The sequence below is a fragment of the Pararhodobacter sp. genome, from assembly GCF_034676545.1.
Classification (GTDB): Bacteria; Pseudomonadota; Alphaproteobacteria; order Rhodobacterales; family Rhodobacteraceae; genus Pararhodobacter.
This window is the reverse complement of record NZ_JAUCBZ010000013.1, coordinates 1-11067: the sequence shown is the minus strand read 5'-3', so window position 1 is coordinate 11067 and position 11067 is coordinate 1. Positions and strand designations below refer to the sequence as shown.

General features: G+C 62.9%; 14 protein-coding genes. 8 read left to right on the top strand and 6 right to left on the bottom strand.

Features of this window, described 5'->3' with window-relative positions; all coding sequences use genetic code 11:
- Window positions 1–39 precede the first annotated feature (39 nt).
- The 7 genes from VDQ28_RS02925 to VDQ28_RS02895 are packed head-to-tail and all read left to right on the top strand — an operon-like array spanning window position 40 to window position 4537.
- Entirely contained in the window at window positions 40–513 is a 474-nt protein-coding gene (locus VDQ28_RS02925; RefSeq protein WP_323034518.1) for a phage GP46 family protein, read from the top strand.
- Window positions 513–1610: a baseplate J/gp47 family protein gene (locus VDQ28_RS02920; protein ID WP_323034517.1), complete on the top strand. Its 1098-nt coding sequence runs from the start codon at window positions 513–515 to the stop codon at window positions 1608–1610. The genes VDQ28_RS02925 and VDQ28_RS02920 overlap by 1 nt, the downstream gene beginning before the upstream one ends.
- Window positions 1607–2161: a putative phage tail protein gene (locus VDQ28_RS02915; protein ID WP_323034516.1), complete on the top strand. Its 555-nt coding sequence runs from the start codon at window positions 1607–1609 to the stop codon at window positions 2159–2161. The genes VDQ28_RS02920 and VDQ28_RS02915 overlap by 4 nt, the downstream gene beginning before the upstream one ends.
- Window positions 2161–2694: a hypothetical protein gene (locus VDQ28_RS02910; RefSeq protein ID WP_323034515.1), complete on the top strand. Its 534-nt coding sequence runs from the start codon at window positions 2161–2163 to the stop codon at window positions 2692–2694. Before VDQ28_RS02915 ends, VDQ28_RS02910 begins: the two co-directional genes overlap by 1 nt.
- Before the next feature lie 8 nt (window positions 2695–2702).
- On the top strand, window positions 2703–3005 hold the full coding sequence (locus VDQ28_RS02905; protein ID WP_323034514.1) for a hypothetical protein: 303 nt from the start codon (window positions 2703–2705) through the stop codon (window positions 3003–3005).
- A 3-nt stretch (window positions 3006–3008) separates the two neighbouring features.
- Entirely contained in the window at window positions 3009–3983 is a 975-nt protein-coding gene (locus tag VDQ28_RS02900; RefSeq protein WP_323034513.1) for a hypothetical protein, read from the top strand.
- A gap of 2 nt (window positions 3984–3985) precedes the next feature.
- Window positions 3986–4537, top strand: coding sequence for a hypothetical protein (locus tag VDQ28_RS02895; RefSeq protein WP_323034512.1), 552 nt, complete (start codon window positions 3986–3988; stop codon window positions 4535–4537).
- Window positions 4538–5081: 544 nt separating this feature from the next.
- Here the strand turns inward: VDQ28_RS02895 and VDQ28_RS02890 are convergent.
- On the bottom strand, window positions 5082–5495 hold the full coding sequence (locus VDQ28_RS02890; protein WP_323034511.1) for a PPC domain-containing DNA-binding protein: 414 nt from the start codon (window positions 5493–5495) through the stop codon (window positions 5082–5084).
- Window positions 5488–6045 carry a DUF296 domain-containing protein gene (locus VDQ28_RS02885; RefSeq protein ID WP_323034510.1) on the bottom strand — a complete coding sequence of 186 codons (558 nt, stop codon included), beginning with the start codon at window positions 6043–6045 and terminating at the stop codon, window positions 5488–5490. Before VDQ28_RS02885 ends, VDQ28_RS02890 begins: the two co-directional genes overlap by 8 nt.
- 348 nt (window positions 6046–6393) lie before the next feature.
- On the opposite strand from VDQ28_RS02885, the gene VDQ28_RS02880 reads away from it, so the two are divergent.
- Entirely contained in the window at window positions 6394–6918 is a 525-nt protein-coding gene (locus VDQ28_RS02880; protein WP_323034509.1) for an Lrp/AsnC family transcriptional regulator, read from the top strand.
- 177 nt (window positions 6919–7095) lie between these two features.
- On the opposite strand, the gene VDQ28_RS02875 is transcribed toward VDQ28_RS02880, so the two are convergent.
- The 4 genes from VDQ28_RS02875 to VDQ28_RS02860 all read right to left on the bottom strand — a co-directional run.
- Entirely contained in the window at window positions 7096–7860 is a 765-nt protein-coding gene (locus tag VDQ28_RS02875; protein ID WP_323034508.1) for an SDR family NAD(P)-dependent oxidoreductase, read from the bottom strand.
- A 64-nt stretch (window positions 7861–7924) separates the two neighbouring features.
- A complete protein-coding gene (locus VDQ28_RS02870; protein WP_323034572.1) occupies window positions 7925–9526 on the bottom strand; it encodes an acyl-CoA synthetase in 1602 nt (533 codons plus the stop codon).
- A gap of 2 nt (window positions 9527–9528) precedes the next feature.
- Complete coding sequence (locus VDQ28_RS02865; protein ID WP_323034507.1) at window positions 9529–10698, bottom strand: acetyl-CoA acetyltransferase; 1170 nt, start codon at window positions 10696–10698, stop codon at window positions 9529–9531.
- The coding region (locus VDQ28_RS02860; protein ID WP_323034506.1) for an IclR family transcriptional regulator domain-containing protein at window positions 10695–11067 on the bottom strand (373 nt) is incomplete at its 5' end. The genes VDQ28_RS02860 and VDQ28_RS02865, both read right to left, overlap by 4 nt.

The window sequence follows — 11067 nt, the reverse complement described above, 5'->3', positions numbered from 1 at the left end:
CCATGACCTCAATTGCGCGCGCGCGAGATACTCGCGCACATGGCCGCATTCCTCGACATCGCCTTCGCGTATGATCCTGCCACCCGCCGCTGTGACCTTCAGCTGGGGGATGATGGCGATCTGCTGCTGGATGAAACGCCCGCCACCGCCATGCTGATCAGCTTCGGCAGTGACCGGCGCGCCCGTGAGGATGACGAGCTTCCCAGCGGCGTCTCCGAACTCAATGCGCCAGCAACCGTCGTGGAGCGGCGCGGCTGGGCCGGTGATGCACTGGACATTGATTATCGTCCGATTGGCTCACGCCTGTGGCTGCTGGAGCGTGCGAAGGACAGCAGTATTGCCAGCCTCATGTGCACCGAATGGCTTAAGGAGGCCTTCGCGTGGGCCGAGGAAGAGACCGGAAAGAGCGCGGAAATCGATGTGACGCGCCCGCATCCGGGCAGGCTGTTGCAGCGTATCCGGGTCGACGGGCGAGAGCTGCGCAAATCCCGTGACATTGGAGGGCTGACCTGATGCCCTTCCCGGTATCCAGCCCGCGCGATCTGACCCGCCGCATGGAAGCGCTCATGGAAGCCTCCATCCGTGAGGCGCGACCAGACGCCGACCCTGCCGCCATCTCACGGGCCGTGCGCTCACCGCGCGGCATGATTGCGGCCCTCATCCGCACTTTCGTGATGGGCATCTATGAGACGCATCTTCATCTGCGCTGGTGGGGGCAGCAATACTTCCCGGATACGGCGGATGCGGAGCATCTGGAGCGCCACGCCTCCATCTGGGGGGTGGTGCGGCGGCCCGCGACGCCAGCGATCGGTCGCGCCGAAGTTAGCGGCGCACCCGGAACCATCATCCCTATGGGCACGGTGCTGTCTGGTGATGTGGCCTATATCGTGGACAGCACGGTCACGATCGGAGAGGCTGGCACGGCGCTGCTGGATCTGCGCGCGGCCGAGGTTGGCCCCTCGGGCAATGCGGCAGCTTACATTGCCCTGAATGTGCCGACGGTTATCCCCATCACAGACCAGGTCGCCGTCGTCGATGATGGCGGTCTGGTGGGCGGAGCGGCCATTGAAGCCGACAACGCCTTGCTTGCGCGGCTGCTGGTCGAGATCCAGACTCCAGCGCAGGGTGGTGCGGCATCCGACTATCCACGCTGGATCTCGAATGCCTTCGCGACCTCGTCCGTGCGTGTTTATGGCGACTGGGCGGGTGCCGGCACTGTCGCCATCATTGTGGCCATGGGCTCGCGCCTGACACCACGCCCGCCCAGCGCCTCTGAAATGGAGGCCATCGCGTCGCTCATTGAGCGGGAGCGGCCGGTGACGGCGCACCCTGTCATCCTGCCAGCCATCTTGCGGCCGGTCGATCTGACGGTTGAGATCAACCCGTTCGACGGCCCTGTCCGCGCGGCAGCGGAAGCATCCGTTCGGACGTTCTTCGCCGCTGAAGCGCACATCGGTGGGAATCTGTACCTGTCCCGTCTCTCAGAATCTATTTCGTCTGCCGCCGGTGAATATCGGCACCGCCTGATTGCGCCAGCGGCCACCATTGCCGTGGAGCGGCAGGAGCTGGCTGTTCCGGGGACGATCCGTATTCTTGAGCCTCCCGAATGAGCCGCACGCCCTCAGATGTGCATGACGGGTTGATGGCCCTCCTGCCATCGGGCTGGATCTGGCCGGCCCGTGATGAGGGCAGCCTGCTCGCGGCGATCCTGATGCCGGCCGCGACCCTGATCAGCGAGATCGAGGCAGCCGCCGGCGCGGCAATGGATGAGATTGATCCGCGCACCGCCACGCACTGCCTGCCGGACTTCGAACGAGTGCTTGGCCCATCATGCGGAGGCGATCCCTCAACCCTGCCTCTGGCAGACCGGCGTCGTCTTGCCCACCAGCGCTGGACTGCGCGCGGGGGGCAATCCATCGCCTACTACACCGGCGTCGCCTCAAAACTGGGCGTAAAAATTAACATCCGGGAATTCTGGCCCACCCGAGCCAATGTCGCGCGGGCCGGCCATCGCCTGAGGCCAGAGGGGGCGCAGTTCGTGTGGCAGGTCATGGTGCCGGTGGGCACGCCGCCAGCCATGGCCCTGACCCTCGACTGCGAGTTGCGGCGTATCGCACCCGCACACACCAGCATTGTCATCACATTTGAAGGGGTTGGCTGATGGACCGCGTCAATGGTCACGACACGTTCGACATTGGCGACGGGCGTCGCGGGTTCCGGGCCGAGAACCTGCCTGCCGGGATCGTCGGCACCGAAATTACAGCCGATTGGCTCAACGGCGTGCAGGAAGAACTTGCCGCCCTGATCGCGCGCGCGGGGTATGACCTTTCGGGGGATGACCTTGTGCAGGTTCTGCGGGCCATCCGATCCCAGCGCGCCAACTTTGCAGCCGCTGAAGGCACCGGTGATGCGCTCAGCCTCGCCCTTGAGCCTGCACCACTCTCGCTGGTCGATCTGACGGGCATGCCGCTCCGGGTGGTTGTGAGTGCTCAAAATACCGGACCCGCGACACTGCAACTGGGTGACCTGCCGCCACAGCCCATCGTGCGCGCCGACAATGGCGGGCCGTTGCTGGGGCGGGACTGGCAAGCGGGCGCGGTGCTGGATCTGCTCAATGACGGGGCCGCATGGCGGCTGGTCTCACCACAGGCGCGCAACAAGCCGCCAGCTCTCCTCTTCTACGGATGTTTGTGAGGTCCCCAATGCCCATCTATCAGGCCGCGCCGGCGGCCGACGAACTTCTGGATATCACGGCCGGCGGCGTGTCTGCCGGCGGCACATATCTGCTCACCATCGTCAATCGGGGGCGCGCTGAAGGGCGGGTGTCCGTGGCTGTCACCAATGGTGTTGCGCCCGCCCCATCCAGTTGGATCGAGTGGGAAGCGCTCATCAAGGCCGGTGACGTGTTGGCCCGCCATCCGTTGCCACTGCCTGCCGGGGCGCGGGTCTATGTGCGCACCACAACATCAGACGTATCCGTGACCCTCATCGGGCGGGAGGAGTGATCTATGCATCGGTATCATTCAGAGACTTTGCGCGCGGCGGCGGGCGGCGGTGGCGGAGACAGTAACCTGACACATACGCTTGGCATCTATGGCCAAGGCATGTTCGTGGTGTTTCCAGTGGCCGGCACGTTCTCGTTCCGCGCCCCGGTTGCCGGCACTTATCGCGTGCGGTGCGTTGGCGGCGGCGAGAGCTCATACGCCAATGCGGCCACTGCCGGCACGGGTAACGGTGGCACATCCTCGTTCGGGGCGCACATGTCAGCCACAGGCGCTACGGCTGCGGCTCCTGGCAATGGTGTCGGCGGGGATTTCCAGGCGCAGGGCGGGACTGGTGGGGCCGGTGGCAGCTATTCCGGTGGCGGCGGTGCGGCGGCGGGGTCGTACCTCGGGAATGGCGGTAATGGCGGGAACGCTGATGCGACTGAGACTGCCGCTGGCGGCGGAGGAGGAGTTGGCGGGCGCGCCGGTGGAATTGGGGCCGGTGCTGCGCCGGGAGCGGGTGCCGGGGCTGCATCATCGGCATCAGCGGGGGTGCCGGGGGCGGGTATCAGTGGACTGCGGACGCCGCGCTTCCCTACAGATATTCTGGCCGGTTCCGGGGGAGAGGCTGGCACCCCCACAGTCACTGCTGGTGCTGGGGGCGCGGGTGCTGGTGGTGGCGGAAGCTATCAACGGATCAACAGCTCGCCGCCGAGTGGCTCGGGCGGCAATGGCGGTGATCTTGGCGGTGGCGGTGGCGCGGCGGGTGGCGCATCCGCACCAACAAACCCCGGCAACGGGGGGCATGGCGGCGGTTCGGGCGGGACCGTGGGGTCTGTGCCCAATGGCGCATCCCGAGGCGGCAACGGCGGCGGCTGGGCTCACGGCGAATTCGATCTCGCGGAAGGCGCGATAACGACTATCACCGTGGGCAATGGCGGCGGTGCTGGCAGCATCAATGCTCCGGGTGGTACTGGCCTTGTTGTGGTGGAGTGGTGAATATGTACGCACGCATTATTGATAACGTGGCCGTGGATGTTGCGGCCGACCCGTCTACCGCGTTTCATCCCCTGCTGGCGGCTGAGTTTGATGAGGTGCCAGCCGAGGTCCGCGCGGGCTGGCGTCTGGTGGATGACGTGTGGCTGGCCCCGGAACCTGTGGCAGAGCCTGAGCCGGTGCTGGTTGATCTGGCGGCGCTCAAGGCGGATCTGACGGCGCAAATTGACAGCGCCGCCGAAGCAGAGCGCGCCCGCTACATCACGCCCGGCAGCGGGCAGGCGATGACATATCTGGCCAAAGCCGGCGAAGCCGAGCGGCTGGCACAGGATGCTGACCCGGACCCGGCCAATTATCCGCTGCTCTCGGCCGAGATCGGCATCACCGGCGATACGCTGGCTGATGTGGGGGCCGTTGTGCTGACCGCATACACCCAGTGGCAGCAGATTGGCGGGGCGATTGAGCGCGCCCGGCTGGCGGGCAAGGCTGCTGTGATGGCGGCGGTAGATGAAGCCGGGGCACGCGCTGCGGCGCAGGTGGTGTGGCCGGGCAGTTAATACGTCCCCTGTCCGGGTGACGGGGGCCGGGTTTCCCCGGCGATGGAGGATCAGGGCGGCCGCTAAGAGGGCCTGCGCATCGGGTAGGCTGGCCTCGACCCAAGCCACCGTGCCAATGGCCAGATTGACCTGACCATCCTGAGCCGCCCGCGCCGCTTCCTCGGCCGCGTGGGCGGCATCCTTCAGGATCTGGGCAATGGCTTCGAGGTGGGTGGCGATGGCGGTGGTCATGTGCGTGCTCTCCATTAAGGAGCAGTAGACACGCTCTGTTCGCTGGCACAGTCAACACCGCTCAAGAGGCTCTAATTGCCCTCTTGAGCGGCTATTATGAGTGGTGCAAATTCCGGTGTCCCGCGCTGCAAAACCGCGTGGCACGCTTCAATCGGTTCGCGTGAAAAGATGCCGTCGCTTAACATGCAGAGCGGTTTCTCAAGTTCACTGAAACGGGGCCGAGTTTCAGACGTGCCAAAAACACGAAAACCCCTGCCCAGCTTTCACCGGACAGGGGTTTGCTATTCAAAGCCGCTGACAAAGGCAGGACTGGTCAGGCCGCTTCTGGCAGCCACTCTTCCAGTGTAACCTCAAAGGTCATGCACACCGGATTGGAACCCGCAATGAAGGGGCCGCCATAGACATTGCCTTCCGGGTCCGCCACCACGCCGGTGAGGGCCGCAGTGAGGGAGCCATCGGCCTGCTCACGCACTTCACCGGCAAGGCTGACGATTTCCACCGCCGGGCCTTTGATGTGCACCATCTTGCCATCCAGCGTGCCGAGGCAGCTATCCACAAGGCTCCCAAGCGCACCGCGCACGAAGGCATTGCGGAAGCCTTCGGCCAGGCACAGCTTTTCAATGCACTGCACCAGATCCTCGTTCGGCGCGATGCGGGCATAGGCTACGCGGCCCATGCGTCCAGCTTCAACAACGGGATTGGTCTCGGATGTCACGGTCTCAGTCATGGACTTCCGCCTTCGCATGGGGCTGGAGGAGGGGAATATTGGTTTCCGGATCAAAGGCCTGGCGCAGCTCGAAACTGTCGAGCGAGGTCACCAGAACCGGAATGGGATAGGGGCCGACGATGGAGGCTTCCGTGAGGATGTGACCACCCTTCACCACACCGCTTTCCGTACGGATCGCCGCATGGCAATGCACCAGCGGATTGCCCTTCATGTTCACACCGATGGTGGCATTGCCAAAGACCATATAGGTCTTTCCAGCCAGGATCGGCTTGGTATAGGCGATGACGGCATTGCCGCTCGGATCCGGCGGGGCGACGCAGTAGTCCAGCGTCTCGAAATAGCCGCCAAGAATGGTGGTGGAGGCGTTGGTGACGCCAATTTCCGCCAATGGCTTCACCAGCGCATCAAACAGGCTCAGGCCCGGCTCCAACGCCAGACGGATATGGCGCGCGGCTTCCGAGCGCATGCTCTGGATGCGCACCGGATTGAAGCGCCCCGGATGAATCAGGGTGCGCGAGCGCGGAAACTGGGTCGATGCAGCAGCTCTCATCTGGAGTCTCCAAATTCGTGCGCAGGCGATGGCACGGCTTCTGGCCGGGCAGCACCCGTCATGGTCGCTTCATACCCGCCCTGATTGCATGAGAATGGTAATATTCCGCCTGATGTGCTGGCATCTCATGCCTGAAAGGCACAGAAATACTCTATGCCGCACTGCGAATTCGGCAGCGCACAACGGAACAACATTCCTCACCCATATCAGGGCATCTTCTGAAGGATGCCTTCCCGGCCTTTACGTTCAGCGCCGGATTGTTCTTTCATGATAGACCTGATCCATCAAAATTTCTTTCTTATTTTCCCGCCTCTGGCAGAATGCATAGAACGAAAACGGGAAAAATAGATGCCCCGACAGAACAGCCGATCTGCCCCGAAGGTGAGCACGCCATCGGCCGCCCGGCCACTCGATGCGATGGACCGCAAGATCCTCTCCGCCCTGCGCACGGATGCACGCCTCACGATGGCGGATTTGGCGCAAAAGGTGGGGCTCTCCCAGTCGCCCTGCTGGACGCGGGTGAAGCGGCTGGAGCAACTCGGCGTGATCGAGGACTATGTGGCGGTGCTCAACCACAAGGCGATCGGCCTCACCGACATCGTCTTCATCGAGATCACGCTGGAGCGCCACGATGACAAGGTTCTGGACCGGTTTGGCGAACTTGTGGCGCGCATTCCCGAGGTGGTTGAAGCCCATCTCGTAACCGGGGAATATGATTACCTGGTCAAGGTGGCGGTGGCGGGCACCGAGCATTATGAGCGCTTCCTGCGCGAGCACCTCTACCGCATCGAGGGTATCCGCCAGTCGCGCTCCACCTTCGCCCTACGTGCGCTGAAACGTTCCATCTCCGTGGACCCGATGGATTTTTCGTGACGCCAAAGGCTCTTACACAGAACGCATGGGCCGTGAGATGCAATCTGCGCGACTCTTGAGTTCATCTGACGCGCACCGCTTCAAGACAGAGCCCGAAGGCACCAAACAAAACGGCCCCGCACCTTGAGATGCGGGGCCGTCCTTCCCTGGGGCAGACAGGGGCTCGGAAGTGGTCTGTCACTCAGACTGCAACAGACCGCCAATACTGAAACCGCCATCAACCGCGATGGTCTGGCCGGTAATGTAGCTGGACTTCGCCTCATCCAGCAGGAAGGCAATCGCGCCGGCCACTTCTTCTGGCTCGGCGTAGCGGCGCATCGGCACACGGTCTTCCCAATTCTTGCGCACGACGGCGGAATGCATCGCCTTCGCCATTGGAGTTTCGATGGGGCCGGGCGCAATCGCATTCACGCGGATACCGAATTCTGCGAATTCGACCGCCAGAATGCGGGTCATCTGGATGACACCGCCCTTGGAGGAGCCATAAGCCGTGCGGCCAAGGCTGCCGACCAACCCGGACACCGACGCAATATTGACGATGGAGCCGCCACCGCTCTCCTTCATCGCCTTTGCCACTTCGCGTGAGATGACAAAGCTGCCGACCAGATTGATATCCAGAATGCGGCGGAACTGCTCAACCGTGGTCTCGAATGCGGGCGTCGCAGCGCCGATGCCAGCAGAATTCACCAGCCCGCGCAGAGGGCCGAAATCTTTCGCCCAGTCCGCGACCGCCGAGATCACACCGGCTTCGTCCGACACATCGAGACGGGCAAAACGCACCTTGTCGCCATGGGCGGCCAGCCGCGTGCGTGCAGCATCCAGCGCCGCCTCGCCAATATCGGCGGCGATCACATGCCAGCCATCGTTCAGAAGATCTTCCACCAGGGCAAGACCAATGCCGGATGCACCGCCAGTGACGATCACGGAACCTTCACGCGCCAAGATATCCTCCCAATCTTCTTGTTAAAGGGAGACGGCCCGGCCGGGCCGCCTCCACAGTTGTGTGTTACGCAGAGATCTCGCCGCGTTCTTCCAGCGCCTCGCGCACCATCTTCTTGGTGATCTTGCCGTAGGCGGACTTGGGCAGGCTGTCCCAGAACAGCACACGCTTGGGCAGCTTGTAGCGAGAGACCTTCGGCTCCAGGAAGCCGATCACATCCGCCTCGCACACGGTTGAACCTGCACGGGCGACGCACACCGCAATACCCACCTCACCCCATTTGGGGTCTGGCACACCGACGATCGCCACTTCAGCGATGTCAGCATGGGTGAGCATCTTTTCCTCGATCTCGCGCGGATACACGTTGGAGCCGCCGGAGATGTACATGTCGGAAGCGCGGCCCGTGATGTACACGAAGCCCTGCTCATCCATGTGGCCAAGATCGCCGGTGCGGAACCAGCCATTGCGGAAGGCCTTCTCGTTGGCTTCCGGGTTGTTGTAGTAACCAGCCAGCACAGCCGGGCCGCACACGCAGATCTCGCCGGTCTCGAAGGCGCTGACTTCTGCGCCTTCGTCGTTCTGGATCTGCACCTGCATGGCCGTGCGCTCAATGCCGCAGGTGCCAACCTTCACATGCGGGCCGTCATCCGGCTCATGCAGTGCAGGCGGCAACACGGTGATGTTGCCGGTTACCTCACCGAGGCCAAAATACTGCACCAGAACCTTGCCGAGCTTCTTCAGCGCCCGCTTCTGGTCCTCGCGATACATCGGCGCGCCGGCATAGATTACATAGCGCAGCGAGGAGTGATCGAAATCATCCACCGAGGGGTGTTCCACCAGCATCTTGGTGATGGTGGGCACGGTGAAGATATTCGTCACCTTCCAGTCCTGCACAATGCGCCAGGCTTCGGGAATATCGAAGCTGTCAGTGGGCAGGAGGATGGTCTTCACCGAACGGGCGGTGTTCACCAGCTGGTGGATGCCCGCGCCATGGGAAAGTGGGGCGACCACAAGCGATGCATCGGCCTGGGTGGTGCCGGGCATCAGGTCGCACAGATGGTTGGTGACCACGAAACCCATCTGGCCATGGGTGAGCACGGCGGCCTTCGGACGACCGGTGGTGCCGGAGGTGAAGAAGAACCAGCACGGGTCATCATGCTCGACATCCGCCGGCGTGAAGCGGGTGCCGAGATGTTCTGCCACCAGCGCGTCATAGGACTCGCCAAACGGTGCATCGCCAATGGCCACGACAGTGGTGATGCCGGGCGCATCGCGGCGCGCGGCGGTCACATGGTCGGGGAAGTCGGCGTGGGAGATCATCGCCGTCGCGCCACTGGCTTCGGCGAGATAGGCCACCTCATCCGGGGTCTGCCGGAAATTGGTGGGCACCCACACCGCACCCATGCGGAAGCAGACGAACATGGACTCGAACATCTGCGCGCAGTTCTTGGACTGCACCAGAACCCGATCACCCTTGGTCACGCCACGGGCGGCCAGCGCCACGCACATGGCGTCTACGCGCGCATCAATCTGGCTCCAGTCCAGGACCTGCGCGCCATGGACAAAACCAACTTCCTGCGGAAAACGGCGAGCAGACTGGCGCAAAAAATGCGCCAGATTCATCACACGCCGGCTATAGGGCGCAACGCCCCCCTTTGGTGCAACGATGCTCACTTCAGACGCTCCAGGATAGAGACATAATTGGCGACGGCAGCGCCGCCCATGTTGAAGATGCCGGTGACGCTTGCACCGGGAATCTGCATGTCGCCGGCTTCACCCAGCAACTGCATGGCACACAGCACATGCATGGAAACGCCAGTGGCGCCAACGGGATGCCCCTTGGACTTCAGACCGCCCGAGGGATTGACCGGCAGACGGCCGGTCTTCTCGGTGATGCCTTCACGCACCACCTTGTAGCCTTCACCCGGCTTGGCGAGACCCATCGCTTCATATTCGATCATCTCGGCGATGGTGAAGCAGTCATGCGTCTCCACCAGGCTGAGGTCATCCAGCGTCATGCCGGCCTGCTCAAGAGCTGAAGCCCAGGTGCGGCGCGCGCCTTCGAAGGCGATCGGGTCACGACGCGAAAGCGGCATGATGTCATTGAAATGCGCACGTGCGCGGAAAGCCACGGCGCGGGGCATCTCGCGGGCAAGATCTTCCGAAACGAGAACCAGCGCAGCTGCGCCATCGGAAACCAGAGAGCAGTCGGTGCGGCGCAGAGGACCGGCGACCAGCGGATTGCGATCCGATACCGTATTGCAGAACTCGAAGCCCAGATCCTTGCGCAGCTGCGCATAAGGATTGGAAACGCCGTTCTTGTGGTTCTTGGCGGCGATACGGGCGATCTCTTCAGACCGGTCACCATAGCGCTGGAAATAGGTCTGCGCGATGCGTCCGAACACACCGGCGAAACCGCCTTCGATATCTGCTTCTTCCTTGCGATAGCAGGCGTTCAGCAGAATATCACCCACTTCAGCAGTTGGCTTGGCGGTCATCTTTTCTGCACCCACCACGAGTGCGATACGCCCACGGCCGGATTCGATAAAATCAATCGCCGAATAGATGGCGGCAGAGCCGGTGGCGCAGGCATTTTCCAACCGCGTGGCAGGTGTATAGGCCAGGCGGTCATCGGCAAGGGCCACGAGGCCAGCCTGGAAGTCCTGCTTCTGGAAGCCGGAATTCATGACGCCGACATAGATGCCGTCAACCTGTTCGGGAGAAACGCCGGCATGCTCCAGCGCCGCACCGGAGACGCGCGCCATCAGGCTTTCGGTATCGGGATCCTCGAGCTTGCCGAACGGGGAATGGGCGTAACCTACAATACAGGCGCGTGTCATCTGGACACCTTTCTGTTGCGCGTGGCGACCGTGGAGGGCGCACGCTTGATGTTCGATTGTGTTTCAGCCGTGCGAGATGAGGGCTGGCGCAATGCAGCCTCCAGAATGCGGACCTCTTCGCGCAGAAGCGGTACCAACTCAGCGCAACGGTCTTCCTGGAGACGGCTTTCGATTGCCGCGATCGAGAGCGCACCAACAGGACGGCCCTGTGTATCGCGCACCGGCAAACCAAGCCCCCAGGAACCGGGCATCAGAATGCCTTGGTTCAAGGCATAACCCCTGGCGCGGGTCTCTTCCACGCAGCGCAGAAGAATTTCGCAGGAGGCGGAAGACTTCGGCCAGTATGTGGGTAATACTCTTTCCTTCAAT